The sequence below is a fragment of the Pseudomonas marginalis genome, assembly GCF_008692035.1.
GTDB lineage: Bacteria > Pseudomonadota > Gammaproteobacteria > Pseudomonadales > Pseudomonadaceae > Aquipseudomonas > Aquipseudomonas marginalis.
In genome coordinates this window covers 2,427,958-2,453,671 of sequence record NZ_VTFG01000001.1, presented here as the reverse complement: position 1 = coordinate 2,453,671, position 25,714 = coordinate 2,427,958, and the positions used below count along the sequence as shown (strand labels likewise).

The window sequence follows — 25,714 nt, the reverse complement described above, 5'->3', positions numbered from 1 at the left end:
TTTAATGGCCCATCAGCCAGTGCTGGTGCGGACCTGGCAGGGTCCAGATACCGAAAATAATCACCAGCAGGCCCCCGGCCATACGCACGCTGCGCTTGCGCAATAACGCGGTCACGCGTTCGGCCGCCAACCCGGTCGCCAGCAGTACTGGCCATGTGCCTAAGCCAAAAGCCAGCATCAGCAGCGCACTGTCCAGCGCATTACCCTGGCTGGCGGCCCACAGCAGGGTGCTGTAGACCAGCCCGCACGGCAACCAGCCCCACAGCGCGCCCAGCAGCAGCGCGCGGGGCAGGCTGGACACCGGCAGCAAACGGTTGGCGACGGGCTGTATGCAGCGCCACAGGCCGCGCCCGAGGCTTTCGATGCGGGTGAGGCCGCTCCACCAACCGGCCAGGTACAGCCCCATGCAGATCAACAGCAACCCGGCGAGCACACGCATGAACAGGGCCGCCGGGCTGTTGGCCACCGCCCAGCCGGCGAGGCCGATCAATAACCCGGCGCTGGCATAGCTGAGGATGCGCCCCAGGTTGTACGCCAGCAGCAGGCGGAATCGACGGCTGCGTTGTTCCTTGGGAATCGCCAGGGTCAGCGCGCCCATCAGCCCGCCGCACATGCCCAGGCAATGGCCGCCGCCCAGCAGGCCGAGGATCAGCGCAGAGACCAGCAGCGGCGCCAGCTCAAGCATGGGGCGGGTCTTTGGGCACGGGCGGTTGCTCGGGGCCGTTGGCTTCGTCCACGGCCGCCAGGTGGTTGGGGTCCTGGTCGTCGAACAGCACGCTGTGGGCCGGGCCGTCGAGGTCGTCGTACTGGCCGCTGTCCACCGCCCAGAAGAAGATGTAGATGGCCACGCCCACTAACAGCAGCGCCGCCGGAATCATCACGTATAGAGCTGGCATCTGCACTCCATGCCCGCGCGGCTCAAGCCGGCAGCGGGCGGGTTACCAAAGGGGCGCTTGTGGCCTGCGCACTCGGCAGGCGAGTCAGGCGCAGGGCGTTGAGCACCACGGTCAACGAACTGAGGGACATGCCGATCGCCGCCCAGATCGGGGTGATCCAACCGAGGGCGGCAAACGGCAGCATAAGGCCATTGTACAGTCCCGCCCACAGCAGGTTTTCAATGATCACCCGACGGGTGCGTCGTGCCAGGGTAAAGGCCTGCACCAGGGCATCCAGGCGGTTGGACAGCAGCACCGCATCGGCGCTGGTCTTGGCCAGGTCGGTGGCCGAGCCCATGGCCACGCTGATGTCGGCGGCGGCCAGCACCGGCACATCGTTGACGCCATCGCCGAGCATCAGCACCTTGCGGCCTTCCTTGTGCAGTTGTTGCAGCACGTGGAGCTTGTCGTCTGGGCGCAGGCCGCCGTGGGCTTCATCGATGCCCAGTTCAGCGGCGACGCTGGCGACCATCGGCGAACTGTCCCCCGACAGCAGCAGCGTGCGCCAACCACGCGCCTTGCAGGCGGCCAGCAGGGCAGGGGCATCGCTGCGCAGGCGGTCGTCGAGGACGAACCAGGCAAGGGCACCGTCGCCGTCGCCCAGCAGCAGCCATTGGCCGTCATCCTCCGGAGCGGCGGGAATCGGGCACCCACTGAGTGCACAAACAAACCCCGGCTGGCCGATGCGTAACTGGCGTGTGCCGACACGGCCCTCCAGGCCAAGGCCCGGGGAACTGAGCACCTCGTCGGCGGCCAGCGGCGCACGCCCGAAGGCGCGGGCAATCGGGTGTTCGGAGCGGTTTTCCAGGGCGGCGGCGAGGCCCAGGCATTCGTCACTGTTCAGAGTGGCCAGGGGCCGGATCGCTTTCAACGCCAGGCGGCCTTCGGTGAGGGTGCCTGTCTTGTCGAAGATCACCGTGTCGATCTGGTTCAGGCCTTCGAGCACATGGCCACGGGTCAGCAATAGCCCGAGCTTGTGCAGGGTGCCGGTGGCGGCGGTGAGGGCGGTCGGCGTGGCCAGGGACAACGCGCAGGGGCAGGTGGCGACCAGCATCGCCAGCACGATCCAGAACGCCCGCGATGAATCCAGCTCCCACCACAACAGGCCGATCACCGCCGCGGCAATCAGCGAACACAACAGGAACCACTGCGCGGCGCGGTCGGCGATCTGCGCCAGGCGCGGCTTCTCGGCCTGGGCCCGCTCCAGCAGGCGCACGATGGCGGACAGGCGGGTCTCATGGCCCAGGGCGCGCACTTCGACGGTCAACGCGCCTTCGACGTTCAGCGTGCCGGCAGTGACCGCATCCCCGGTTTGGCGCGGCAGCGGCAGGTACTCCCCGGTGAGCAGCGACTCATCGATGCTGGAGCGGCCGTCGAGGATCACCCCATCTGCCGGCAGAACCGCGCCCGGATGCACCAGCACGCGGTCGCCCAGCGCCAGTTCGCTCAAGAGAATACGTTCGCTCTGGCCGTCACCTTTGAGGCGCAGGCATGAGGCGGGCAGCAGGTTGACCAACTGCGCGGTGGCGGCGGCCGTGCGCTCCCGGGCACGGCGCTCCAGGTAGCGACCTGCCAGCAGGAACAGCGCAAACATGCCCACCGCATCGAAATACAACTCGCCCACGCCGGTGATTGCGGTCCAGATCCCGGCCAGGTAAGCCCCGCCAATGGCCAGGGACACCGACACGTCCATGGTCAGGTGACGCGTACGCACGTCGCGCATGGCGCCCTTGAAGAACGGCGCACAGCTGTAGAACACGATGGGGGTGGTCAGAAACATCGCCACCCAGCGCAGGATCACATGCAGCTCGGGGCTCAGGTCGATATTGAATTCCGGCCAGGTGGCCATGGTCGCCATCATCGCCTGGAACCACAGCAGCCCGGCGACCCCCAGCTGGCGCAGGGCCAGGCGGTTCTCGCTGGCCAGTTGCTCGGCCGCACGGTCCGCTTGATACGGGTGGGCGGCATAGCCGATATGGCGCAGTTCACTGAGCAACTGGCTCAACGGCAATTGCCCGTCGGCCCAGCGCACCTGCAGGCGATGGTTGGACAGGTTCAGCCGCGCCTCGGCCACGGCGGGCAGGCTGCGCAGGTGTTTCTCGATCAACCAGCCACAGGCGGCGCAACTGATGCCTTCCATCAACAAGGTGGTTTCGGCGAGCTCGCCTTCATGGTGCACGAAGGGTTTTTGCACGTCGGCGCGGTCATACAGCGCCAGTTCGTCCACCAGTTGCACCGGCAGCGTCTCGGGATTGGCCGAGGCTTCGCTGCGGTGCTGGTAATAGCTTTCCAACCCACCGGCCACAATCGCTTCGGCCACGGCCTGGCAGCCGGGGCAGCACAGCTCGCGGCGCTCGCCGAGGATCACGGCGGTGAAGCGACTGCCGGACGGGACGGGCAGGGCGCAGTGGTAGCAGGGGGTTGGGCTGGTCATGGGCGCTGCTATTTTTTCAGGTCTTCAGCACCCTGCAACGGTTCATCACCCAGCAGCAAGTCCTTGTCGTGGCTGACTTCTTCTTCCTCGAACAGGCGCCAGGTCCTGTCGCCTTCCACGCCCAGCAATTCCACGAAGCGGCGGCCTTCGACCTTGTCGGTGACCTGGCCGATGTAGCGGCCCGGTTCGCTGTCGCTGCGGGTCAGGTTGATCTTGCGATCCTTCTCCGGCTGGGTCGGGGAGATGAGGTTCAGTTCCAGGTTGTTCGGGTTGCTGTAGCCGGTGAGTTGCAGTTCGACTTCGCCGGTCAGCTCATCCAGGTGCAGCTTGGCGCGCAGTTGCAGGGTCTGGGCCAACCGTTCGCGGTCCAGGGAGCGGTTGATGCCTTTGCCGGCCTCGTAGTAGTTGTCGTTGACCAGGTTGTCCGGGTTGTTCACCGCGATGGTCACCATGGACAAGGTCAAGGTCACCGAGCAGGCCAGGATCCCAATGATGATCCAGGGCCAGAGGTGCTTGTACCAGGGGCTTGCGGCAGTGGCTACGGGCATTGTTCAGTTCTCTCGTTATCGAACTTGTGGGCCGATGAATCGGCTCTTGGCTTCAACATGGACGCTGGCGTCATCGGCATCGGTGAGGATGAATTTCACCTCGTTGGTACTCGACGGCAGTTGCTCCGGCGCACTCGACAGCTCCACCGGCATGCTGACGATATCGCCCGCCGCCACTCTGATTTCACGTCGGCCTTGCAGCTTGAGGTCCGGCAGGCCGGCGGCGTCGAGCACGTAGGTGTGATCGCGCTGGTCCTTGTTCATGATCTTCAGGCTGTAGACGTTTTCGATGCGCCCTTCGGCGTTTTCGCGGTACAGCACGCGGTCCTTGCTCACGTCGAAGCCCACCAGCGAACGCATGAAGAACGCCCCGGCCAACAGGCTGATCATCGCCAGCAACACCAGGGCATAACCGATCAGGCGTGGGCGCAACTTGTGGGTTTTCTGCCCCGACAGGTTGTGCTCGGTGGTGTAGCTGATCAGGCCGCGCGGGTACTCCATCTTGTCCATGATGGTGTCGCAGGCGTCGATACAGGCGGCGCAACCGATGCACTCGATTTGCAGGCCGTCGCGGATGTCGATACCGGTAGGGCATACCTGGACGCACATCGTACAGTCGATGCAGTCCCCCAGGCCCTGGGCCTTATAGTCGGTGCCTTTTTTACGCGGGCCACGCACTTCGCCACGGCGTGGATCGTAGGAAACGATCAGGGTGTCCTTGTCGAACATCACGCTCTGGAAGCGTGCATACGGGCACATGTAGATGCACACCTGTTCGCGCAGCCAGCCGGCGTTGCCATAGGTGGCGAGGGTGAAGAAGCCGACCCAGAAATACGACCAGCCGTCGGCCTGGCCGGTGAAGAAGTCGAACACCAGCTCGCGGATCGGCGAGAAGTAGCCGACAAAGGTCATGCCGGTGACAAAACCGATCAACAGCCACAGCGTGTGCTTGCTGAATTTGCGCAGGAACTTGTTGGCCCCCATGGGTGCCTTGTCCAGCTTGATACGCTGGTTGCGGTCGCCTTCGGTGACCTTTTCGCACCACATGAAGATCCATGTCCACACGCTTTGCGGGCAGGTATACCCGCACCACACGCGGCCGGCGTACACCGTGATGAAGAACAGGCCAAACGCGGCGACGATCAGGATGCCCGACAGCAGGATGAAGTCCTGGGGCCAGAAGGTCGCGCCGAAAATAAAGAACTTACGTTCCGGCAGGTTCCACCACACCGCCTGGTGGCCGCCCCAGTTCAGCCACACCGTGCCGAAGTAGAGCAGGAACAGGCCGGCACCGCCGAGCATGCGCAGGTTGCGGAACAGGCCGGTGAAGGCGCGGGTGTAGATTTTTTCGCGCGAGGCGTACAGGTCGACAGTCTTGGTGTCAGCACTGCTGGCGTTTTTGGCAGGCGGGGTAACGTCATGTACCGGTATCTGGTTGCTCATCATTGCATCCCACGGCGGTGGAGATTTGCCTCGGCCAGTACGTGCCAACCGGGGTCAAATTAAGGGTCTTGCAGTGGCGTAATGATACGCCCCCGATGGTGCTCAAAGGGTGCGACCTTTGGTCGCGTTGGGGGAAATCAATTGATGGTGTACGTGACCTGGATCAATTGACTTGGGAAGTATGGACGGTTTTCGTGGAGGAAGCGGTCATTCGTCCCAAGGATTGATCAGTGGAACGCCGCTGGATTTGAAATCGCTGACGTTGCGCGTGACAACCGTGAGCCCATGCACCAGCGCGGTCGCGGCAATCAATGCGTCACTTTCATTGGCGCGGTCCGGCATATGCAAGTGTGCGCAACGCAACGCGACTGCAGCATCGACGGGCAGGATTCTGGCATCAAAGGCCGGCATCACATGACGCTTGAGCCAGGTTCGCAACACCTTCCCCTGAGCCGGGTCGCGCCGCTCAATGCGCAAGACCCCGGTTTCCAATTCTTTCAGGGTGATTGCCGAAATAAACATACGCGGTGCGCTGACACTTTTGGCCCAGGCGACCACGTTTGCATCAGCCTGGGGTTTACGCAGTTCAGAGATGACGTTGGTGTCGAGTAGATACATCAAGAGAGGTCCACGGGTCGATGAGTGATCACGGCACGTTCGGTTTCAAAGTCGATATCGGCCGCTTCCGGCATCACCAGCAGGTCAACGATGTTGGCATTGCGACCTGTCAGCTTTTGGTAGTCCTCAATGCTTAGCAGTACATGGGCAGGCTTGCCGCGATCGGTGATAAAAACCGGGCCTTGGCGAGCGGCTTTTTTGGCACCGCTTGTGTCTTGATTGAATTCGCGACTGGAAATGGTGGTGAAAGTCATGGTGCGCCTCCCCTGGAGCGGGTTGAATGTAGTTACGTTACTACTTGGCCTTGGCAAGCCACAAGCCTAAAGCTACAAGCGGTCAACGTGCTTTTCCCATGGGGGGCACGGCCTTGGAAATGAAAAAGCCCCGCCAGCTTTCGCTGGGCGGGGCTCTTTTGTTTCCGAGAGCCTTACTGCTCTTCGGCCTTCTTATCCCCATGGGACAAGCTGTAAACATACGCCGCGAGCAAGTGCACCTTGTCGTTGCCTTGCAGTTGCTCCTGCGCAGGCATCTGGCCCTGGCGGCCCCAACGGATGGTCTGCTGCAGTTGGGCGAAGCTCGAACCGTAGATGAATGCACCCGGGTGGGTCAGGTCCGGCGCGCCCATGGCGGGAGTGCCCTTGCCGGCGGGGCCGTGGCAGGCCACGCAGTTGGCGGCGAAGAGTTTCTCGCCGTTGGCCACATCGGCTTTCACGCCTTCCGGCAGCTTGCGGCCGTCGAGGTTGGTGACGACGAACGCGGCGACGTCGCTGACGCCTTGCTCCTTGAGGATGTCCAGCCAGGCCGGCATGACGGCATGGCGGCCCTTCATGATGGTTTCCTTGATGGTCGCCGGTTCGCCACCCCAGCGCCAATCGGCGTCGGTCAGGTTGGGGAAGCCATAGGCGCCCTTGGCGTCGGAGCCGTGGCACACCGAACAGTTGGAGGCGAACAGGCGACCGCCCATCTTCAGGGCTTGCGGGTCCTTGGCGACATCTTCAATCGGCATCGACGCGAATTTGGCGAAGATCGGCCCGAACTTGGCGTCCGACCTGGCCATTTCCTTTTCCCATTCGTGCACGCCGGTCCAGCCGGTCTGGCCGTTGGCGAACGGGGTTTGCTTGTCGTTGTCGAGGTAGTTGTAGCCCGGCAGCAGGCCTTTCCAATTGCCCAGGCCGGGGTAGAGCACCAGGTAGCCAAGGGCGAAGACGATGGTGCCGACGAACAGCATGAACCACCACTTGGGCAGCGGGTTGTCGTACTCCTCGATGCCGTCGAACGAGTGGCCGACGGTCTCGTCGGTCTGCTCGGCGCGCTGGCCCTTGCGGGTCGACAGCAGCAGCCAGGTCAAGGCGAAGATGGTACCCAGGCTGAGGACTGTGACATACAGACTCCAGAACGTAGTCATTCTTTGTTACTCCTAGAAGCTTGCTCGACGTGCTTGATGGCTTCGGGATCATCCGCAAAGGGCAACATGGTCGCGTCGTCAAACTCCGACTTGCGCCGGGGACTGAACACCCACAGCGCCAGGCCGATAAAGGCCACCATCACCACGACGGTGCCCAGGCCTCGAATCATCCCGATATCCATGAAGAATCACCGTTTGCTTTTGATGATGGTGCCCAGGCCTTGCAGGTAGGCCACCAATGCGTCCATTTCGGTCTTGCCCTTCACGGCTGCGGCTGCACCGGCGATGTCTTCGTCGGTGTAGGGCACGCCCAGGGTGCGCAGGACTTCCATCTTCTTCGCGGTGTCCTTGCCGTCGAGCTTGTTTTCCACGAGGAACGGATACGCCGGCATTTTCGACTCAGGCACCACGTTGCGCGGGTTGTACAAGTGCGCGCGTTGCCAGTCATCGGAGTAGCGCCCGCCGACACGGGCCAGGTCCGGGCCGGTGCGCTTGGAGCCCCACAGGAACGGGTGGTCCCACACGCTTTCACCGGCGACCGAGTAGTGGCCGTAGCGTTCGGTTTCGGCGCGGAACGGGCGGATCATCTGCGAGTGGCAGCCGACACAGCCGTTGGCGATGTAGACGTCGCGGCCTTCCAGTTCAAGGGCGGTGCGCGGCTTCATGCCTTCGACCGGCTTGTTGGTCACGTCCTGGAAAAACAGCGGAACGATCTGGGTCAGGCCACCGATGCTCACGGCGATGACCATGAAGAAGGCCAGCAGGCCGATATTCTTCTCGACGACTTCATGCTTCATCAGTGGGCTCCCACAACGGCGATCTTGGCGGCGGCTTCGGCTTCTGCCGGGTCCGAGGCACGCACGGTGCGCCAGACGTTGTAGGCCATCAACAGCATGCCGCTGGCAAAGAACGCACCCCCCAGGGCGCGGACGATGAAACCAGGGTGGCTGGCTTGCAGCGCTTCGACGAAGGAGTAGGTGAGGGTGCCGTCATCGTTGATCGCACGCCACATCAGGCCCTGGGTGATGCCGTTGACCCACATCGAGGCGATGTAGAGCACGGTGCCGATGGTGGCCAGCCAGAAGTGCGCGTTGATCAGCCCGACGCTGTGCATCTGCACACGGCCGAACAGTTTGGGGATCATGTGGTACAGGGCGCCGATGGAGATCATCGCTACCCAGCCGAGGGCACCGGCGTGTACGTGGCCGATGGTCCAGTCGGTGTAGTGGGACAGCGAGTTGACGGTCTTGATCGCCATCATCGGCCCTTCGAAGGTCGACATGCCGTAGAACGCCAGGGACACCACCAAAAAGCGCAGGATCGGGTCGGTGCGCAGCTTATGCCAGGCGCCCGACAGGGTCATCATGCCGTTGATCATGCCGCCCCAGCTCGGGGCCAGCAGGATGATCGACATCGCCATGCCCAGGGACTGGGCCCAGTCCGGCAGCGCGGTGTAGTGCAGGTGGTGCGGGCCGGCCCAGATGTACAGGGTGATCAGCGCCCAGAAGTGCACGATGGACAGGCGATACGAGTAAATAGGCCGTTCGGCCTGTTTGGGCACGAAGTAGTACATCATCCCCAGGAAACCGGTGGTGAGGAAGAAACCCACGGCGTTGTGGCCGTACCACCACTGGATCATCGCATCCGTCGCCCCGGCGTAGGCCGAGTAGGACTTGAACAGGCTGACCGGCAACGAGGCGTGGTTGACGATATGCAGCATCGCCGTCACCAGGATGAAGGCCCCGTAGAACCAGTTGCCCACATAGATGTGCTTGGTCTTGCGCTTGACGATGGTGCCGAAGAACACCACTGCGTAGGTCACCCAGACGATGGCCAGCAGAATCGCGATCGGCCATTCCAGCTCGGCGTATTCCTTGGTCGTGGTGTAGCCCAGCGGCAAGGTGACGATGGCGCCGACGATGACCGCTTGCCAACCCCAGAAGGTGAAGGCCGCGAGGCTGTCGGAGATGAGTCGTGTCTGGCAGGTTCGCTGCACGACATAGTAGGAGGTGGCAAACAATGCACATCCGCCGAAGGCGAAGATCACCAGGTTGGTGTGCAGCGGGCGCAGGCGGCCGAAGGTTGTCCATGGCAGACCGAAATTCAATTCCGGCCAAACCAGTTGCGAGGCGATGAACACCCCGAGCCCCATGCCAAGGATCCCCCAGACCACCGTCATGATGGCGAACTGGCGGACTACCTTATAGTTATAAGCAGTCGGACTGATTGCTGTGCTCATTCTAAGGTTCCACGGTTTAGGTTTTTTTATAGGTAAAATTCGGCCGCAAGTATGTAGAAAGCAAGGGGCCATTGCAACGCAAGGCTGACCTGTGTCAATGCGTTCCACGCCAGATTCTGCGCCCTTTCCATGTTTGGCGTAAGGATAAAATCCGAAATCGAAAGCTGATCGAGTGGACAGGAAATTTCGGGGGTCGCAACGACTGTCGTCGCGTACGCCAGGATCGGTCCGCTGTGCAAGCAAGCGTAGACCCGAATGGCAGGAGGGGAAAGGTGTGCTTTGGAAGGGTGCGACACTTGGTCGCGTAGCGCGGTAGAGCTGCCGCCCCAGACTGGGGCGGCAGTCAGGTGTTACTGGGCTGGGCTTTCTGGCGTTGCGCCATCAGCGTTATGGGACAGGCTGTAAACGTAGGCGGCGAGCAGGTGCACTTTGTCGTTGCCCTGCAGCACTTCCTGGGCGGGCATCTGGCCTTGGCGGCCGTGGCGAATGGTCTGCTGCAACTGCGCGAGGCTGGTGCCGTAGATGTAGCCGGCGGGCAGGGTCAGGTTCGGCGCGCCCATGGCTTCCATGCCATGGCCCTGCGGACCATGGCAGGCCACGCAGGTGGTGTTGAATGCGGCTTGCCCTGCGGCCAGGTCGGCGGTGCTGTCGGCCGGCAATGGCAACTTGGCCAGGTCGTGGCGCACATAGGCGGCGACGTTTTTCACGCCGTCGTCGCCGAGCATGTCGCCCCAGGCCGGCATCGCCGCGTGGCGACCGTTCATGATGGTGGTCTTGATCGCTTCGGCCGAACCGCCCCAACGCCAGATGTTGTCAGCCAGGTTGGGAAAGCCGAATGCGCCCTTGGCATCCGAGCCGTGGCACACCGCGCAGTTGGAGGCGAACAGGCGGCCGCCCATTTTCAGTGCCTGCGGGTCTTTGGCGACTTGTTCCACGGGCATGGCCGAGAATTTGGCGAAGATCGGTCCGAACTTGGTGTCGGCCTTGGCCATCTCCTTGTCCCACTCCTTGGCCGAGGTCCAGCCGTCTTCATAGCCCGGCAACACGCCTTTCCAGTTGCCCAGGCCCGGGTAGAGGATCAGGTAGCCGACGGCAAACACCAGGGTGCCGGCGAACAGCATGAACCACCACTGGGGCAGGGGGTTGTCGTATTCCTCGATACCGTCGAAGGCATGGCCCATGGTCTGGTCGACGCTGCCCTTGGTCTCGCCCTTGCGGGTGGCGAACAACAGCCAGGTCAGGCCGATCAGGCTGCCGAGGGTCAGTACGCAGATCCATGTACTCCAAAAGGTAGTCATGGCCGGTTGCTCCTTGTTACAGGCTCTTCTTGAGCGTCGGTTGGAGAGGGTTCATCGGCGAAGGGCAGCAGGCGCGCCTGCTCGAATTCCGCATTGCGCCGGTTGTTGAACACCCACAGCGACAGGCCGATAAAGGCGATGGCGACCACCAGCGTGCCAAGGCCGCGGATGGTGCCCGCATCGAATTCAAATCCCATGGCTCACCTCTTGCTCTTGATGGCAGTGCCGAGTACTTGCAGGTACGAAACCAGCGCGTCCATTTCGGTCTTGCCCTTGAGGCTGGCCACAGCGCCACTGATGTCGTCGTCGGTGTACGGCACGCCGAGGGTGCGCATCACTTTCAACTTGGTCTCGGTGTGGCTGCTGTCGACCGCCGCCGTGACCAACCACGGGTAGGCCGGCATTTTCGACTCGGGCACGACGTTGCGCGGGTTGTACAAGTGCGCGCGGTGCCAGTCGTCCGAGTAGCGTGCGCCGACGCGCGCCAGGTCAGGCCCGGTGCGCTTGGAACCCCACAGGAACGGGTGGTCCCACACGCTTTCACCGGCCACCGAGTAGTGGCCGTAGCGCTCGGTCTCGGCGCGGAACGGGCGGATCATCTGCGAGTGGCACTGTACGCAGCCTTCGCGGATGTAGATGTCGCGGCCTTCCAGTTGCAGCGCGGTGTAGGGCTTCATGCCTTCCACCGGCTTGTTGGTCACGTCCTGGAAGAACAGCGGGACGATCTGGGTCAGGCCACCGATGCTCACGGCGAGCACCATGAGCAGCATCAGCAGGCCGACGTTCTTTTCAATCGTTTCGTGTTTCATCACAGACTCCTCAGGCCATCTGCGCGACAGGGGCGGCTTCGACAGGTTGTGCCGAGCGCACGGTGCGCCATGTGTTGTAAGCCATCAGGAACATGCCGCTGAGGAACACCGCACCGCCCACCAGCCGCACGATGAAGCCTGGGTGGCTGGCCACCAGGGTTTCGACGAAGGAGTAGGTCAAGGTGCCGTCTTCGTTGATCGCACGCCACATCAGGCCCTGGGCGATGCCGTTGACCCACATCGAGGCGATGTAGAGCACGGTGCCGATGGTGGCCAGCCAGAAGTGCGCGTTGATCAGGCCGAGGCTGTACATCTGCTCGCGACCGAAGACTTTCGGGATCATGTGGTACAGCGCGCCGATGGAGATCATCGCTACCCAGCCGAGGGCGCCGGCGTGTACGTGGCCGATGGTCCAGTCGGTGTAGTGGGACAGCGAGTTGACGGTCTTGATCGCCATCATCGGCCCTTCGAAGGTCGACATGCCGTAGAACGCCAGGGACACCACCAAAAAGCGCAGGATCGGGTCGCTGCGCAACTTATGCCAGGCGCCCGACAGGGTCATCATGCCGTTGATCATGCCGCCCCAGCTCGGCGCCAGCAGTACCAGCGACATCACCATGCCCAGGGACTGTGCCCAGTCCGGCAGCGCGGTGTAGTGCAGGTGGTGAGGACCGGCCCAGATGTACAGGGTGATCAGCGCCCAGAAGTGCACGATGGACAGGCGATAGGAGTACACCGGGCGCTCGGCCTGTTTCGGCACGAAGTAGTACATCATCCCGAGGAAGCCGGCGGTGAGGAAAAAGCCTACCGCGTTATGCCCGTACCACCACTGCACCATGGCATCCGTCGCACCGCCATACAGCGAGTAGGACTTGGTCAGGCTGACCGGGATTTCCAGGTTGTTGACGATGTGCAGGATCGCCACGGTGATGATGAACGCACCGAAGAACCAGTTACCGACGTAGATGTGCTTGGTGTTGCGCTTCATCACCGTGCCGAAGAACACGATGGCGTAGGCCACCCAGACGATGGTGATCAGGATGTCGATCGGCCATTCCAGCTCGGCGTATTCCTTGGAACTGGTGTAGCCCAAGGGCAAGCTGATCGCGGCCAGAAGGATGACAAGTTGCCAGCCCCAGAAGCAGAACGCGGCGATTTTCGGCGCGAACAGCTGGGTTTGGCAGGTACGCTGCACCGAGTAGAAGGAGCTGGCGAACAGCGCACAGCCACCGAACGCGAAGATCACCGCGTTGGTGTGCAGTGGGCGCAGGCGGCCGAAGCTGGTCCAGGGCAAGTCGAAGTTGAGCGCGGGCCAAACCAATTGGGCGGCGAGAAAAACCCCGAGCCCCATGCCGACGATGCCCCACACCACCGTCATAATGGCGAATTGGCGGACCACCTTGTAGTTATAGGCGGTACTTAAAGTAGTGTTCATGGTTCCCCATCCACGGTTCAACCCAAGCAAATGCGGCACTTGGGCTGGAGTTATAGGCAGACTGAATAGCGAGGCAAGCATGGGCAAAGAGCACAAGGCCAGTATTGACGGGGATCAATGGGCGCAGTGTGTGCGGGAACACGGTTGGCTTTGGGATGTCGCGTCGGGCGTTGCTTCGGGTGATTGCGTGACGTTGATCCTGGCCCATGGTGCCGGCGCACCGATGGACTCATCCTTCATGAACGACATGGCTGCACGCCTTGCCGGGCATGGCGTCAACGTGTTGCGCTTCGAGTTTCCCTACATGGCCCAGCGCCGACTGGACGGCGGCAAACGCCCGCCCAACCCGGCGCCAAGACTGCTGGAAGCCTGGCGCGGGGTGTATGCCGAGGTGCGACGTCATGTCGCTGGGAAACTGGCCATTGGCGGCAAGTCCATGGGCGGGCGCATGGCGAGTCTGTTGGCGGACGAATTGGCCGCCGACGGGCTGGTGTGCCTGGGGTATCCGTTCTATGCGGTGGGGAAACCGGAGAAACCACGGGTCGAGCATTTGTCCGGGCTGAGCACGCTGACGCTGATCGTGCAGGGCGAACGGGATGCCCTGGGCAATCGGGGAGCAGTGGAGGGCTATGATTTGTCGCCGAGCATCGAGGTGATGTGGCTGGTGGCGGGGGATCACGACTTGAAGCCGTTGAAGGCTTCGGGGTTTACGCATGAGCAGCATTTGGAGGCTGCGGCCGTGCAGGTGGCTGAGTTTCTCAGCGCCTGCTAGGGCCAATCGGGAGCAAGCCCCCTCCCACATTCGACCGCATTCCAAGGGATGTACGCGGTTAACTGTTGGAGTGGGCTTGCTCCCGATAGCGGTCTACCGGTTGAAACGCTCGACCAACGAATACTGGGTATTCGCCGTATGCGTCAGCTCTTCACTCAGCTGCGCCGAGTTCATTGCCTGCTCCGAGGTCTGGTCCGCCAACAGCGCAATGGTGCTGATATTGCGGCTGATCTCTTCGGCCACCGAGCTTTGCTCTTCGGTGGCGGCCGCGATCTGGGTGGTCATGTCGGTGATATGCGCCACCGCTTCACTGATGCCCACCAATGCCTGGTCCGCCTCCATCACCCGCGCCACGCCTTCTTCGGCCTGGCGATGCCCGGTGTCCATGGTTTGCACGGCAGCGGCAGCGGTTTGCTGCAGCTTGGCGATCAGGGCATGGATCTGCCCGGTCGACTCAGCCGTGCGCTGCGCCAGTTGGCGCACTTCATCGGCGACCACCGCAAACCCACGGCCCATCTCACCGGCCCGCGCCGCTTCAATGGCGGCGTTGAGCGCCAGCAGGTTGGTCTGGTCGGCAATGCCTTTGATCACGTCGACTACGCCGCCGATCTCGTCGCTGTCCTTGGCCAGTTGGGTGACGGTCACGCCCGTTTCCCCCACGGCCACCGACAGACGCTGAATCGCCTCGCGGGTTTCCCCGGCAATATCGCGACCGCGACCGGTCAGGCGATTGGCTTCCTGGGTCGCATCGGCCGTGCGCTGCACATGGCTGGCCACTTCCTGGGTGGTTGCCGCCATCTGGTTGACCGCCGTGGCCACCTGCTCGGTTTCCACGCGCTGGCGTTCCAGGCCGCTGGAGCTGTTATGCGCCAGGGTATTGGACTGCGCCGCCTGGTCGTTGAGGTGCTCGGCAGTATCCTGCAGGCGCGTCAGGCAGGTCTTCAGGCGTGCCTCCTGGCTGAGGATCGACATCTCCAGGCGCGCCTGGGCACCACGGCTGTCGGTGTACATCTGCGCGATCAACGGGTCGGAGGTGGTCTGCTCGGCCAGGCGCAGCAGGCGCTTGAGGCCGCGCTGTTGCCAGCTCAGGCCCAGCAGGCCCAATGGCACCGACAAACCCGCCGCCAGGGCAAAGCCCCAGTGGGAGTTGAGCGACGCACCGATCATGAAGCTCAACTGGCTGATCAGGATAAACGGCAGCCAGTCCTGCAACACCGGCAGCCACTTGTCCCGCTGGGGAACGGCTGACTTGCCCTGGTTGATGCGTTGGTAGAGCGCCTCGGCACGGCGGATCTGCTCGGCGGTGGGCTTGATGCGCACCGATTCGTAGCCGACCACCTGGTTGCCTTCGAAGACCGGCGTCACATAGGCGTTGACCCAGTAGTGATCGCCCGTCTTGCAACGGTTCTTAACGATGCCCATCCATGGCAAGCCTTGTTTGAGCGTGGTCCACATATGCCCGAACACGGCCGCTGGCACGTCCGGGTGACGGACCAGGTTGTGCGGGGCACGCACCAGTTCGTCGCGAGAGAACCCACTGATTTCGACGAATGCGTCGTTGCAGTAGGTGATCACGCCTTTGGCATCTGTGGTGGAGATCAACCGTTGCTGAGCGGGGAAGGTACGTTCGCGCTGGGTAACGGGCTGGTTATTACGCATGATTGTTCAATCCGCAAGGCTTTCATTGGGTATCGGCGGTAACGGGGGTTTATTTAACTTATTTTTGCAACAATCGGCTTGGCAGTTTCCAGGGTCACGGCTCTTCGGGTGTTGTGGTGTCGAGAATGTCCAGAGCCATGCGTTGCTGGATCCTGCTGCGGGAATACTCCTGTAGAAATGCCGCTCGGTCGGTGGTACCCAGATCAAGACGGGCGAGTGCGGCAACGGCAGCGTCCGGGTTTGCGGGGGCAAACACGCAAGCATTGGGAATATGGTTAAGAGTGAACGCTTTTGAATAGCCTTCCAGCCCCGCCAGGATTGGTTTTCCAGTGGCTGCATATTCAAACAGCTTGGAAGGGATGACCTTCAAGAATGCCTTAAAGCTATTAAGGTGCAAAAAAAGCACATCCGCTTGCTGATAGTAGTGAATCAGTCTATGGCGAGGCATGGGAGGAATAAGCTCGACATTCCTTACGTTTCTTTTGATCAGCGCCTCGCTCAGTTTTTTCATCGTGCTGCCATCGCCAATGACATAGAAACAGGCCCTGTTTGCCAGCCGTTCGGCCAGGGCGGGCAGGATTTTTTCCAGGCCTTGGCCGGCGCCGACATTGCCAGCGTAGACGATCTTCAGCAGGCGTGTCGGGTCGTCAGGCGGTTCGGTAGGGAAGGGGGTTTCAAGAAACAGATCATCCACACCGTTGGTGTAGGTTGAGAAGGTCTTGTGTGGATAACGAGGCGCGAAGTAATTCAGGAAGCCGGGGGATACCAGGTTGACCCGCGTCGCATACCCAAGGGTGACTTTTTCCAGGCGGGAAAACACCCGTGCCAGGAGCTTGCCGACAACACCGGGGAAAAGCTCGGGCAGGACGTCGACAAAGATATCGCGAATATCCAGGTAGAGAGGCGCGTGTTTTCTGCGCGCGATGGCGGCGCCCAGTGCGGCCGTCATCAGTCGCGAAGAGGTGGCCACGATCACGTCATACGGCTTACCCTTCACGGCCTGAAGGACGCCGCAGGCATAGTGGGCAAACCCCCAGGCCTGGCCCCATGCGCTGAATCTGTGCGCGGGGAGGCCGATGCGGGTGACGGACAGCTTCGGCTGATGCGCGGTGTGGGCAGGGTCAGCCTCATAGGACGGGTAGCGGTTGGGCTGGGTGGTCAGTACCTCGATCTCTATCTCACCGTTACCGTGGGTGAACAAGGCCTTGACCAACGCCTCGACGCGAAATGCCGACAGATCGGGCGGAAAGTAATAGCTCAATATGAGAATGCGCTTGGTCATACGCGCACCTCGGTTTTACGCCGCAGTACACGCTCGTACAGCGCCACCAGCGTGCTTTCCTGCCGTTCCCAATTTAAATGCAGCGCGGCATTTTTTGCGTTTTGCGCCAGTGCCTGACGCAATAACGGTTCATCGATCAGGCACTGCAGTGCGGTGCGCAGTGATTGCTCCGAGCCTGCCGGTACCAAAAGTCCTATGGAGTAGGCCCGGACAATCTTGCGAATCTCCGGAAAGTCCGTGGCCACCACGGGCAGCCCGGCGATGACATATTCAAATAATTTGTTCGAGTCGGTGGTGAAGTGGTTCAGGCAGGTATTTTCGATCGGCTGCACACCGATATCGGCTGATGCGGTGTAGCTGGGCAAATCCGCCAGTGCAACGGTCGGGATAAAGTGCACTCGGTCTGTCAGGCCAAGTTCCGTGCGCAATGCCATCAAGGCAGGGGTAAGCCTGCCGCTCCCGATCAATACAAGGTAAGCGCCTTGCAACGACGCCGCCACGCGTAGCAAGCGTTCCAGCCCGCGTCCCTGTTGAAGGCCGCCCTGATAGACAACGATAGGCCAGGGGTGTCGCAAGCCCAACTCAAGGCGAATCCTCTGGCCGGGTGAGGTGGCGCTCAGGCAGGGGCGGTTTTGCAGTACCAGCGGGCGGGCGATTCCATAGGCCCTGGCAAAAAACCTGGCCCGGCTTTGCGTGGTGGTAATGATGCCTTCGGCCCTGGGCATCAAGGTTTTTTCGACACAACCCACCCAGCTGCGAAAGCGCGCATACCCCTCGCGGCTGGTGCTGATTTCGTGGGCGTCATACACCAGCCTGGCGCCGCTGAGCCGGGCCGCCAGCCAGGCGGTGGGCAGGGTATTGACGTCGTGGGCATGCACCACCGCAGCGCGATGCAGGGCGATGCGTAGCAGCAGCCCTGCATGTACCCAAAGCCGCGAAAGAATGCGTCGCAGGGGCATCGATTGTTCGGCTGCGAACGGGCCTGGCGATGGGGGCGATCCGGCGTTGGCCGCACCCCAGCGCACGCTGCGCGCTACGCGTACCACGCGGATGCCTTCGGCCAGCACCTCCTTGCGATGCGTCACGCCGGGCGCATGCAGGGCGAACACGGTGACTTGATAACCGGCTGCCTGGAGTGTCCGGGCTTGCTTCAATACGCGGGCGTCGTTGCGGAACTCATTCCAGACGATCATGGCGATGCGGGGCACGGGAGACTCCTGTTGATGTGGACGGGGTTCAGCGGGTCGGGTGGAGGGCGAGAAACATCCGGTTGATGCTCGGGGCGTGGGTGTTCAGGTAAAGAATGTCCTGGGTCAGGACCTTCAGTCTGCTGAGGCTTTGACGTATCAGGATCAGCGCTATCAACGCGATGTACAGGTGGGGAGGCGTCAGGCAGAGAAAGTCGACAATGATGAAGGCGAATGCCGCCAGAAAGCCCATTGAGTAAAACGCATCGGCCACCGTGAGTGGGTGACGGGAGAGTACCGCCTGCACACGTTGGCTACGGTTGTTCAAGCCAATCAGCACAGCCGCAGCGAGCACGGAATAAGCCAGGCCGATCGCCAGGAGGGACGGGTAGAGGTAGAGCAGCACGCAGAAGACGATCAGGGTAAACATGGCGTCGGATAAACCCCGCGCAAACCTGGAAAATGTCCTGGCTGCCAGGGCCAATTGGGTTTTTAGCCGCGCAGGTTCGGCACCGCCGTCTATCAGGGCGCGTGCCCCCGCCCTTGAGTAACGGGAGGCCATGAACCCGGCGCCCAGGTAAAAAGCGTAAAGGATCACCGTCAACAGACCGAGCCCGATGATCAGGGCGGTTTGATCGAGGCCTTTCAACGGGGCTGGCAAATAGGCGGGGACCGTCTCTGAACCGAGCAGGATGACAATCTTGATCGGCAGGAAGTACGTCGTTATCAACAACACTTGTGCGCAGAAATGTGCGGTATGGGCCATCAACACCGCACGTGGAGCGATGCTCATGAGGTGCTGGCCCAGGCATACGCACCAGAGAAGTGCCGACAGGATACGGTATTGCAATGCCTTAACGTCTCGGCTCACCGTGGGGTTCCCGTATCAGGCTTAGTTCGGACGCGGTGATCAAATGCATAGCGCTCTGCGCAAGCACGCGTTGCCTGGCGTTGAATGATTTCGCCCTGAATATTTCCGGGTTGAAAAACAGTGTTCCTATTCCTTCGGCGAGCCCGGTGAAACTCTCGGGGGCCGATAGAAAACCGCAGTCGTCGTCAACAAACTCAGGGATGGCCCCGACCCGATTAGTCAAAGGGACCAGGCCCGACGCCATGGCTTCGTCACGCGATACCCCTTGTGTGTCCATGCGGCTGGGGCACAGAAACACGCCATAGTGTTTGTGCAGGTCGGCGATCTCGGATTGTTTCAAATAGCGTTTTTCGAGGGTGACGTTCGGGTACTGACGCAGCGGTGCGAGGGTTTCTTCAAACAAGGGTCCGTCACCGACCATCAGGAACTCAAGTTCGTTGAACCATGGCTTGGTCGCCAGCAGTTGAATGGTTTTGACGCTCAGGTCGTTGGCGTAGGTGCGTGACACATAGGGGCGGATCGAGAGGATTTTCTTGCGCTGCTCAGGCGGTTTTTCCTGATAGGCAAACAGCCGCGTATTGATGGGGTTGTGGATCACTCGGTATTGACTCCTCGGCAACCTGAACCCCAGGTCTTCCATGACGTCTTCGGCAAACTGTCGGGAGACGAATACCAGTTGCAGATTGGGCGGCATGGGTTGCAAAAGGCTGAGCCAGAAGCCCATGCGTCGCTCACTGTCGAGCTTGGCCAGTTGCAACAGTGTTTCGTCGCCATAGTTGTAAGCCCGGCGCCACCAAGGTTGGATCTCCGCGCCGTGCACCCAGGCAATCACCCGGAGGCGGGGCAAGTAGGGGCGCACTATTTCCCACATCTGCGGATCCAGGAAGTGCACCAGCAGTGTCGTGTACTGTCCGCTGTCCAGCATGCTTGCCAGGGCGCTGCCCGGGCCGGTCACCACGTCGACATTTTCAAATTCGTGATAACTGATCGACTCGTCGGGGCGCAGACGAAAGACATCTACCGCCAGGCCCTGTTCCTGATAGGCCATGACACGGGTATGAATAAAGCCATTACGGTACAGGTCGTCATAGGCCGGGTAGTGGTTGGTCAGCAGCAGGTGCGCGGCCTTGGCGAGGAGGTGGGAGGGTTGGATTTCCCGGTGTCCTTGAACCAATGCCTTGATCGTCGTGCTGCCGCTGCCGTGGGCCCGCAGGCCCAGGCGCAGGTACGCTGTTTCGGGCGGTATATCCCAGGCCTGATTGCGATTGGCCTGCTGCATGACATGGCTGATCCGTTGTTTCTGCGCATCCAGATACAGCACGACCAGTTGCAGGTTCAGGCCCGGCGTGGCATCGAGCAGCAATCTCAAGGTGTCGTCGGCCTGTTTCAGCTGGGCAACGTTCAACTCGTGCCTGGCGTAGTGATATTCATGTTTTCCGTCCGCGAGGGAGGAGTCGATATGCCAGGTGCCGCCTTCGACCTGCGCGCGCAGATACTTGCTGCGCAGCGGGCCGAACAGTTCTGACAGGTCCCGGCCGTTGCTCAGCGGGCCATTAGTATCTGCGCTCAGTGGCGGGATCGTTTCACTGCTGCGCTGGAGATGCTGGAGGCTGATTCCGCTGTTCAGCTCGAGGTCATCCACCACCGCAACGACGTGCTGTCGATCAGTGCCCGCGGCGTTTTCGCAGTAGTTGAACGCATCGATCGCGAGGGATGGAGGGTGGGTGTAGGTGAGCGCCGGGAGGCTTTCCAGCCAGGCACGGGCGGGCTGTTGTGCCAGCGCTTCTGTCTTGATCAAGGCCCGACGTGCCGCTATCCCGGTGGCACAGCGGTATTCCTGGCCTGGGTTGATCAGGCGTATATCCTGTTGGTCCGCGGCATGGTGCGCCATCTTGCCGATCACCCGGGCCTTGCTGTAGCGCGTGGCCAAGGCCAGGTCGAGCAAGTAGTGAGGGCCGTAGTAGTCCACGGCAAGCATGGCGCCGAACCAGTCGGCGCCGCCTGCCAGCTCGCCGAGGGTGAGCTTGTCCAGCTGTTTGCGCTCAATCAGCTGCAAGCGCGGGTCAACGGTGGCGGGCTGCCTTGCCGGCGCGTCGCTTACCACGACATACAGCTTGACGCGGGGGTAGCGCTGACGCCGCAGATGCTCAATGAGCGCCTGCAATTGAGCCTCGTCGGCCGCCTCAGCGACCAGGCAAATCGTCGGCAGTGGCAGGTCATGCACGCGATGGGTCACCTTGCTCATCACATACATCAACCGGTGGGCATAGGTGTGTTCCAGCATCACCTTTCGCAGCCCTGCCAACCGCAGCCTGGCGTGTCCGGCGGGCGTGTCGAGGCGACGCAAGACCTCCTGGCCGTTGTCGCTGCAGATGACCAGGTCGCCCATCAGCACACGCAGGCCGCGAGAAAAATTGCTGACGGTCAGGGTGTTGGAACCCAGCAATTCAAAGGCACGACGGGCGAACATGGATTGCGACTGTTTGACCGAATTGAGATTGATCGCATACCGGTAGCCCTTGTAGGCCAGGTCTATCTGTGTCGCCTCAAGCGTACCGGCAATGTAGCCCCGATATCGGGCCGGAAACTGATAGTTGGCTTCTGGCTGGCCGAAGTTGCGATCGTAGATTTCCAGCGGACGAAAGCCCGGCAGGGCATTGACGAAGTGTTCCAGGTCCCGCGTCCGTTCGGGGTATCGGCAGTAGTAGGCACCGGCGAAACAGAACGCATCCTTGCGCTCGTACAACTCGATCGGGTTGTGCATCGCCGGTTGGCAGGCAAAGGGCAGCAGGTAGACACGCTCATGCCCCAGCGCGCTTTTATAGCGATGAATGCAGTCGATATCCGTGGTGAACACCAGGTCGAACTGTGTGGCGGTACCCAGGAACGTCTCGAAGTGCACCGGATCTTCCTTGTTCCAGAACACCGTTGGCACCTTGTGTTCCCGGCACCACTGCAAGACCTGGCGCAGCTCTGTGCTGTTCTGGGCGATCTTGTTATGCCAGCGGCCATCCTGGCCGCGCCACGCGGATTCGATAAACAGCAGGTCGGGTTGGAACGATTGCAGTTCGGCCAGGCCCTGGTCCGGTGTCAGTTGCAACAGCTCGCATTCATACCGGTAGGCCTCATGGGTAAAGGTGTCCATCACACAGGCCATTCTGAAGGGCTTGGCCGTGTCATGGGGGGCAAGCAACAGCTGGCTGCGCACATGCTCTGCATCCGCCAGCGGAGTGGGGGCCGGCGTGACAAGGAAAGCGGCGGTGCCAGGCAGCGCCGGTGGGATCGCATCATCGCCAGGGGGGGCCGTAGGTGCGTTGCCTTTGCGACGTGCGCGGGCTTGTTGATACAGCTTGAACAAGGCGCCAGGCAAAAGCAGGCATTCACGTAGCGAGCCCACCCCCACACGCAGTTGATACCCCAACTGATAAGTGGTGCTGGCCCGCGTCTTGATCAAGCGATTTTCCAGCAGGTGGCACCTGGCGTTTGCGCGCTGCAGATTGGCGGTCAGGACTTCTATTTGCCCTTGCTGCCGGGTATTGCACTCGGTTGAGTACGCCAGTTCGTTCTTGAGTTGCTGAATGCGCTCAGTCGCTTCACGGTATTTCTGATTGACCTGTTCCCGCTGTTGGCGACCGCCGGCTACCTGGCCAAGCAGGTTACGCTCGACGGACTCGAACGCCGCTTCCAGTTGACGTAGATGCTCGACACCCAGCGAACAGCCCTCGGGTTCTGTTTTGATGGCGACCATTCCCACCCACTTGCCCAGCATTTCGACCTGGATGACCTGCAGGTACGCACTCAACAGCCGAAAGGGTTCCAGCAGGTAGAACGTGTGCTTGTGGTCAAGGAAGTCATTCACTCCGAACGGCACGGTGATGATCAGCCGGCCACGCGGCTTGAGCATCGATGCGGCTTTTTCGACGAAGGCTGCCGGGTGGATGAGGTGCTCAAGCACTTCACTGATCACGATGCTGTCAGGTTCCATGCCCTGGGTGTCCAGCGACATAAAGTCTGCATTCAAGTAGCGGACGTTGCGCTGCACGTGATCGGGTTCGGCCCTCAGGTAATCTTTGGCCTGCTCGAACGCCCTGGGGTCGTTATCCACGCCCGTGACCCTGTGGCCTTCACGGGCCAGCAACACGGGGATAATGCCCTGGGAGCAACCTACGTCGAGTACTGTCCTGCCGGTGACCTGTGCGCAGATCCAATGGATCCGCGCACGGGTTTCCTGCATGAAGTGTTCGCCCAGCTTGCCGTAATAGGCTTCCATGACGCGATCATGGGTATCGGCGAGTGGCTGTGGATTATTCATCGTCAGTTCGCCAGTACGCCGGCAGCATCAATCACCACGCCGTTGCTATGTCGCGCTGACATGGATCTGAATTCGCGATGCCCGACCAGCAACACATGGATATGGGCGCTGTCCCAGGCACAGGCCACGTCGGTCAGGGAATGGCCAGTCAGGTCGTCGGGCAGTGCATCGATATTGGGCTCGACCAGCAGCAGCGTTATCCCCAGTTCGTTGGCCAACTGGCGGGCAATGCCAAGTGCCGGGCTTTCACGCAGGTCGTCGATGTCTGCCTTGAACGCCAGGCCATAGCAGGCAATTCGCACGTTGCGCGCGCGCAGCCCGGGGTGCTTGAACAAAAGGTTGGCCACCGCCACCTTGACTTGCTGGATGACCCACTGGGGTTTGCTGTCGTTGACCAGGCGTGCGGTGCGGATCAACAGCGCCAGGTCCGGTGTTTTACTGACGATGAACCACGGGTCCACCGCTATACAGTGCCCACCGACGCCAGGCCCGGGCTGCAGGATATTCACACGCGGATGATGGTTGGCCAGGCGGATCAGCTCCCATGGGTCGATCTTCAACTGTGCGCAGATCATCGAGAGTTCGTTGGCGAAGGCGATATTGACGTCGCGGAAACTGTTTTCGGTCAGCTTGCACATTTCCGCGGTGCGTGTGTCAGTGACAATGCACTGGCCTTCGACAAACTGCTGGTAAAGCCGTACTGCTGCGGCTGAGCAGGCATCGGTCATGCCCCCGATGATGCGGTCATTGCTGACCAATTCCCTCAAGACATGCCCTGGCAGTACCCGTTCGGGGCAGTGGGCGATGCGGATGTCACTGGCTTGCTGATGGGTGGTGGGAAAGGTCAGGTCCGGACGCACACTGGCCAGCCATTTCACCAGCAGTTCGGTGGTACCGACCGGAGAAGTCGACTCCAGGATCACGAGGTCGTGCTTTTTCAGCACCGGGGCGATGGCACGGCAGGCCGCTTCTATATAGCTCAGGTCTGGCTCGCGGTTTTCCAGGAATGGGGTGGGCACGGCGATCAGGAAGGCATCCGCCGGCTCCGGCCGGGTTGTCGCCCGCAGGTAGCCGTGGCTGACCGCCGAGCGGACCAACCGGTCCAGGTCGGGCTCTATGATATGCACTTGGCCGAGATTGATGAGGTCCACGACATGCGGGTTTATATCGACGCCAATGACTGTTCGTTGCGGCGAGGCAAACAGCGCGGCGGTGGGCAAGCCGATATAACCCAGGCCCAGGACGCAGAGCGTCGGCACGCTCATGCCGCGGCCTCGTTTTTTCGCCAGGTTGTGATCAGAACTTCGCGAATGCGTGTGCACGCTCTGCCGTCACCGTAGGGGTTGTGGGCATTACTCATCTCCCGGTAGGCCGCGTCATCGCTGAGCAGCTCCCTGAGGTGGTGGGTAATGCTTGCGATCTCCGTGCCCACCAGCCGCGCCGTCCCGGCATCGACTGCCTCGGGGCGTTCAGTCGTGTCACGCATCACCAGCACCGGCTTGCCCAGTGCAGGTGCTTCCTCCTGGATACCGCCCGAATCCGTGAGAATCAGGTACGCCCGGGTCATCAGGTAGACAAACGGCAGGTAATCCAGCGGCTCGATCAGATGTACATTGCTGATGCTCGCCAGTCGCCGTCGCACGGGTTCCTGCACATTGGGATTCAGGTGCACGGCGTAGACAAAGGTCACCGCCGGGAAACGCGCGGCGGTTTCAGCCAGGGCCTGGCAGATACGTTCAAGACCGTCACCAAAGTTTTCCCGGCGATGGCCTGTCACCAGGATCATCCGCTGGTCTTGGGGCAGAAAGGCAAATTGCCGGTCAAGGCGGCCGCGCAGAGGGGATGTCGGGGCGTGAAGTTTCTCTACAACGCTGAGCAGTGCATCGATCACTGTATTGCCCGTGACATGAATGCATTCGGCGGCCACCCCCTCATTGATCAGGTTCTGCCGCGAGGTTTGGGTGGGGGCGAAATGCATCGAGGCAAGGCTGCCGGTCAGGCGTCGGTTGCCCTCCTCGGGCCAGGGGGAATAGAGGTTGTGGGTACGCAGCCCGGCTTCGATATGGGCAACGGGTATCTGTTGGTAATAGGCCGCCAGACTGGCTGCAAAAGTGGTCGCCGTATCCCCGTGGACGAGGATCACATCGGGTTTGAAGTCTTCCAGGACAGCTTGCAGCCCCTGGATGATTGCCGTCGTCACATCCGTCAGGTTCTGATCCGGCTTCATGATGTTCAAGTCGTAGTCAGGTACCAATCCAAACAGCTCAAGCACTTGGTCCAGCATCTCTCGGTGCTGCGCCGTGACACACACTCTCGAGTGGAAACGGTCGTCATTGGCGAGATTGATCACCATCGGCGCCATTTTGATGGCTTCCGGGCGCGTGCCGAAGATAGACAGTGTCTTGAGAGGCATGGGGATGGCTTCTTGTATGGAGGGTGAGTAAAAGCTGGGCCTGAAACGCGGGTG

The 25,714-nt window shown here is 61.4% G+C and carries 23 protein-coding genes; 1 reads left to right on the top strand and 22 read right to left on the bottom strand.

Annotation, left to right across the window (positions count from 1 at the left end; genetic code table 11):
- Position 1: 1 nt before the first annotated feature.
- The 15 genes from FX984_RS11420 to ccoN (FX984_RS11350) form a co-directional block, all read right to left on the bottom strand.
- The gene (locus tag FX984_RS11420; RefSeq protein ID WP_027603725.1) at positions 2 to 685 is read right to left on the bottom strand and encodes a sulfite exporter TauE/SafE family protein; all 684 of its coding nucleotides are present in this window, start codon (positions 683 to 685) and stop codon (positions 2 to 4) included.
- Positions 678 to 896, bottom strand: a complete 219-nt coding sequence (ccoS, locus tag FX984_RS11415) for a cbb3-type cytochrome oxidase assembly protein CcoS (protein WP_027603726.1) — start codon at positions 894 to 896, stop codon at positions 678 to 680. Before ccoS ends, FX984_RS11420 begins: the two co-directional genes overlap by 8 nt.
- A gap of 22 nt (positions 897 to 918) precedes the next feature.
- Entirely contained in the window at positions 919 to 3,369 is a 2,451-nt protein-coding gene (locus FX984_RS11410) for a heavy metal translocating P-type ATPase (protein ID WP_146476741.1), read from the bottom strand.
- A gap of 8 nt (positions 3,370 to 3,377) precedes the next feature.
- Entirely contained in the window at positions 3,378 to 3,917 is a 540-nt protein-coding gene (locus tag FX984_RS11405; protein ID WP_146476740.1) for a FixH family protein, read from the bottom strand.
- Positions 3,918 to 3,932: 15 nt separating this feature from the next.
- Positions 3,933 to 5,360, bottom strand: a complete 1,428-nt coding sequence (gene ccoG, locus FX984_RS11400; RefSeq protein ID WP_027603729.1) for a cytochrome c oxidase accessory protein CcoG — start codon at positions 5,358 to 5,360, stop codon at positions 3,933 to 3,935.
- Positions 5,361 to 5,567: 207 nt separating this feature from the next.
- Positions 5,568 to 5,978, bottom strand: a complete 411-nt coding sequence (locus tag FX984_RS11395; RefSeq protein WP_027603730.1) for a type II toxin-antitoxin system VapC family toxin — start codon at positions 5,976 to 5,978, stop codon at positions 5,568 to 5,570.
- The gene (locus FX984_RS11390) at positions 5,978 to 6,232 is read right to left on the bottom strand and encodes a type II toxin-antitoxin system Phd/YefM family antitoxin (protein WP_108573743.1); all 255 of its coding nucleotides are present in this window, start codon (positions 6,230 to 6,232) and stop codon (positions 5,978 to 5,980) included. The genes FX984_RS11395 and FX984_RS11390 overlap by 1 nt, the downstream gene beginning before the upstream one ends.
- A gap of 173 nt (positions 6,233 to 6,405) precedes the next feature.
- Positions 6,406 to 7,383: a cytochrome-c oxidase, cbb3-type subunit III gene (gene ccoP / locus FX984_RS11385; RefSeq protein WP_027603732.1), complete on the bottom strand. Its 978-nt coding sequence runs from the start codon at positions 7,381 to 7,383 to the stop codon at positions 6,406 to 6,408.
- Positions 7,380 to 7,565, bottom strand: a complete 186-nt coding sequence (locus FX984_RS11380) for a CcoQ/FixQ family Cbb3-type cytochrome c oxidase assembly chaperone (protein WP_003193169.1) — start codon at positions 7,563 to 7,565, stop codon at positions 7,380 to 7,382. Before FX984_RS11380 ends, ccoP (FX984_RS11385) begins: the two co-directional genes overlap by 4 nt.
- Before the next feature lie 6 nt (positions 7,566 to 7,571).
- Positions 7,572 to 8,180: a cytochrome-c oxidase, cbb3-type subunit II gene (gene ccoO, locus FX984_RS11375; RefSeq protein WP_003193167.1), complete on the bottom strand. Its 609-nt coding sequence runs from the start codon at positions 8,178 to 8,180 to the stop codon at positions 7,572 to 7,574.
- Positions 8,180 to 9,622, bottom strand: coding sequence for a cytochrome-c oxidase, cbb3-type subunit I (gene ccoN / locus FX984_RS11370; RefSeq protein ID WP_027603733.1), 1,443 nt, complete (start codon positions 9,620 to 9,622; stop codon positions 8,180 to 8,182). Before ccoN (FX984_RS11370) ends, ccoO (FX984_RS11375) begins: the two co-directional genes overlap by 1 nt.
- A 350-nt stretch (positions 9,623 to 9,972) precedes the next feature.
- The gene (gene ccoP, locus FX984_RS11365; RefSeq protein WP_092355331.1) at positions 9,973 to 10,920 is read right to left on the bottom strand and encodes a cytochrome-c oxidase, cbb3-type subunit III; all 948 of its coding nucleotides are present in this window, start codon (positions 10,918 to 10,920) and stop codon (positions 9,973 to 9,975) included.
- On the bottom strand, positions 10,917 to 11,117 hold the full coding sequence (locus FX984_RS11360; RefSeq protein WP_027603735.1) for a cbb3-type cytochrome oxidase subunit 3: 201 nt from the start codon (positions 11,115 to 11,117) through the stop codon (positions 10,917 to 10,919). The genes ccoP (FX984_RS11365) and FX984_RS11360 overlap by 4 nt, the downstream gene beginning before the upstream one ends.
- A gap of 3 nt (positions 11,118 to 11,120) precedes the next feature.
- On the bottom strand, positions 11,121 to 11,729 hold the full coding sequence (gene ccoO, locus FX984_RS11355) for a cytochrome-c oxidase, cbb3-type subunit II (RefSeq protein WP_017735321.1): 609 nt from the start codon (positions 11,727 to 11,729) through the stop codon (positions 11,121 to 11,123).
- Positions 11,730 to 11,739: 10 nt separating this feature from the next.
- Positions 11,740 to 13,164, bottom strand: a complete 1,425-nt coding sequence (gene ccoN, locus FX984_RS11350; RefSeq protein WP_085205420.1) for a cytochrome-c oxidase, cbb3-type subunit I — start codon at positions 13,162 to 13,164, stop codon at positions 11,740 to 11,742.
- A gap of 79 nt (positions 13,165 to 13,243) precedes the next feature.
- On the opposite strand from ccoN (FX984_RS11350), the gene FX984_RS11345 reads away from it, so the two are divergent.
- Positions 13,244 to 13,936: an alpha/beta family hydrolase gene (locus FX984_RS11345; protein ID WP_146476739.1), complete on the top strand. Its 693-nt coding sequence runs from the start codon at positions 13,244 to 13,246 to the stop codon at positions 13,934 to 13,936.
- 93 nt (positions 13,937 to 14,029) lie between these two features.
- On the opposite strand, the gene FX984_RS11340 is transcribed toward FX984_RS11345, so the two are convergent.
- The 7 genes from FX984_RS11340 to wecB all read right to left on the bottom strand — a co-directional run bounded on the left by FX984_RS11340 (position 14,030) and on the right by wecB (position 25,660).
- Complete coding sequence (locus FX984_RS11340; RefSeq protein ID WP_092355325.1) at positions 14,030 to 15,595, bottom strand: methyl-accepting chemotaxis protein; 1,566 nt, start codon at positions 15,593 to 15,595, stop codon at positions 14,030 to 14,032.
- A 94-nt stretch (positions 15,596 to 15,689) separates the two neighbouring features.
- Positions 15,690 to 16,877: a glycosyltransferase family 4 protein gene (locus FX984_RS11335; protein ID WP_027603739.1), complete on the bottom strand. Its 1,188-nt coding sequence runs from the start codon at positions 16,875 to 16,877 to the stop codon at positions 15,690 to 15,692.
- Positions 16,874 to 18,085, bottom strand: a complete 1,212-nt coding sequence (locus FX984_RS11330; protein ID WP_027603740.1) for a glycosyltransferase — start codon at positions 18,083 to 18,085, stop codon at positions 16,874 to 16,876. Before FX984_RS11330 ends, FX984_RS11335 begins: the two co-directional genes overlap by 4 nt.
- Before the next feature lie 28 nt (positions 18,086 to 18,113).
- Positions 18,114 to 18,935, bottom strand: coding sequence for a hypothetical protein (locus FX984_RS11325; protein ID WP_027603741.1), 822 nt, complete (start codon positions 18,933 to 18,935; stop codon positions 18,114 to 18,116).
- Positions 18,919 to 23,247, bottom strand: coding sequence for a methyltransferase domain-containing protein (locus tag FX984_RS11320; RefSeq protein WP_092355316.1), 4,329 nt, complete (start codon positions 23,245 to 23,247; stop codon positions 18,919 to 18,921). The genes FX984_RS11325 and FX984_RS11320 overlap by 17 nt, the downstream gene beginning before the upstream one ends.
- Before the next feature lie 2 nt (positions 23,248 to 23,249).
- Entirely contained in the window at positions 23,250 to 24,512 is a 1,263-nt protein-coding gene (gene wecC, locus FX984_RS11315) for a UDP-N-acetyl-D-mannosamine dehydrogenase (protein WP_146476738.1), read from the bottom strand.
- Positions 24,509 to 25,660, bottom strand: a complete 1,152-nt coding sequence (gene wecB, locus FX984_RS11310; protein WP_027603743.1) for a non-hydrolyzing UDP-N-acetylglucosamine 2-epimerase — start codon at positions 25,658 to 25,660, stop codon at positions 24,509 to 24,511. Before wecB ends, wecC begins: the two co-directional genes overlap by 4 nt.
- Positions 25,661 to 25,714 lie beyond the last annotated feature (54 nt).

What these genes read in the sequence shown, in the direction of transcription:
- FX984_RS11420 (WP_027603725.1), bottom strand. Translation starts at nt 685, where the DNA reads ATGCTTGAGCTGGCGCCGCTGCTGGTCTCTGCGCTGATCCTCGGCCTG.
- ccoS (WP_027603726.1), bottom strand. Translation starts at nt 896, where the DNA reads ATGCCAGCTCTATACGTGATGATTCCGGCGGCGCTGCTGTTAGTGGGC.
- FX984_RS11410 (WP_146476741.1), bottom strand. Translation starts at nt 3,369, where the DNA reads ATGACCAGCCCAACCCCCTGCTACCACTGCGCCCTGCCCGTCCCGTCC.
- FX984_RS11405 (WP_146476740.1), bottom strand. Translation starts at nt 3,917, where the DNA reads ATGCCCGTAGCCACTGCCGCAAGCCCCTGGTACAAGCACCTCTGGCCC.
- ccoG (WP_027603729.1), bottom strand. Translation starts at nt 5,360, where the DNA reads ATGAGCAACCAGATACCGGTACATGACGTTACCCCGCCTGCCAAAAAC.
- FX984_RS11395 (WP_027603730.1), bottom strand. Translation starts at nt 5,978, where the DNA reads ATGTATCTACTCGACACCAACGTCATCTCTGAACTGCGTAAACCCCAG.
- FX984_RS11390 (WP_108573743.1), bottom strand. Translation starts at nt 6,232, where the DNA reads ATGACTTTCACCACCATTTCCAGTCGCGAATTCAATCAAGACACAAGC.
- ccoP (WP_027603732.1), bottom strand. Translation starts at nt 7,383, where the DNA reads ATGACTACGTTCTGGAGTCTGTATGTCACAGTCCTCAGCCTGGGTACC.
- FX984_RS11380 (WP_003193169.1), bottom strand. Translation starts at nt 7,565, where the DNA reads ATGGATATCGGGATGATTCGAGGCCTGGGCACCGTCGTGGTGATGGTG.
- ccoO (WP_003193167.1), bottom strand. Translation starts at nt 8,180, where the DNA reads ATGAAGCATGAAGTCGTCGAGAAGAATATCGGCCTGCTGGCCTTCTTC.
- ccoN (WP_027603733.1), bottom strand. Translation starts at nt 9,622, where the DNA reads ATGAGCACAGCAATCAGTCCGACTGCTTATAACTATAAGGTAGTCCGC.
- ccoP (WP_092355331.1), bottom strand. Translation starts at nt 10,920, where the DNA reads ATGACTACCTTTTGGAGTACATGGATCTGCGTACTGACCCTCGGCAGC.
- FX984_RS11360 (WP_027603735.1), bottom strand. Translation starts at nt 11,117, where the DNA reads ATGGGATTTGAATTCGATGCGGGCACCATCCGCGGCCTTGGCACGCTG.
- ccoO (WP_017735321.1), bottom strand. Translation starts at nt 11,729, where the DNA reads ATGAAACACGAAACGATTGAAAAGAACGTCGGCCTGCTGATGCTGCTC.
- ccoN (WP_085205420.1), bottom strand. Translation starts at nt 13,164, where the DNA reads ATGAACACTACTTTAAGTACCGCCTATAACTACAAGGTGGTCCGCCAA.
- FX984_RS11345 (WP_146476739.1), top strand. Translation starts at nt 13,244, where the DNA reads ATGGGCAAAGAGCACAAGGCCAGTATTGACGGGGATCAATGGGCGCAG.
- FX984_RS11340 (WP_092355325.1), bottom strand. Translation starts at nt 15,595, where the DNA reads ATGCGTAATAACCAGCCCGTTACCCAGCGCGAACGTACCTTCCCCGCT.
- FX984_RS11335 (WP_027603739.1), bottom strand. Translation starts at nt 16,877, where the DNA reads ATGACCAAGCGCATTCTCATATTGAGCTATTACTTTCCGCCCGATCTG.
- FX984_RS11320 (WP_092355316.1), bottom strand. Translation starts at nt 23,247, where the DNA reads ATGAATAATCCACAGCCACTCGCCGATACCCATGATCGCGTCATGGAA.
- wecC (WP_146476738.1), bottom strand. Translation starts at nt 24,512, where the DNA reads ATGAGCGTGCCGACGCTCTGCGTCCTGGGCCTGGGTTATATCGGCTTG.
- wecB (WP_027603743.1), bottom strand. Translation starts at nt 25,660, where the DNA reads ATGCCTCTCAAGACACTGTCTATCTTCGGCACGCGCCCGGAAGCCATC.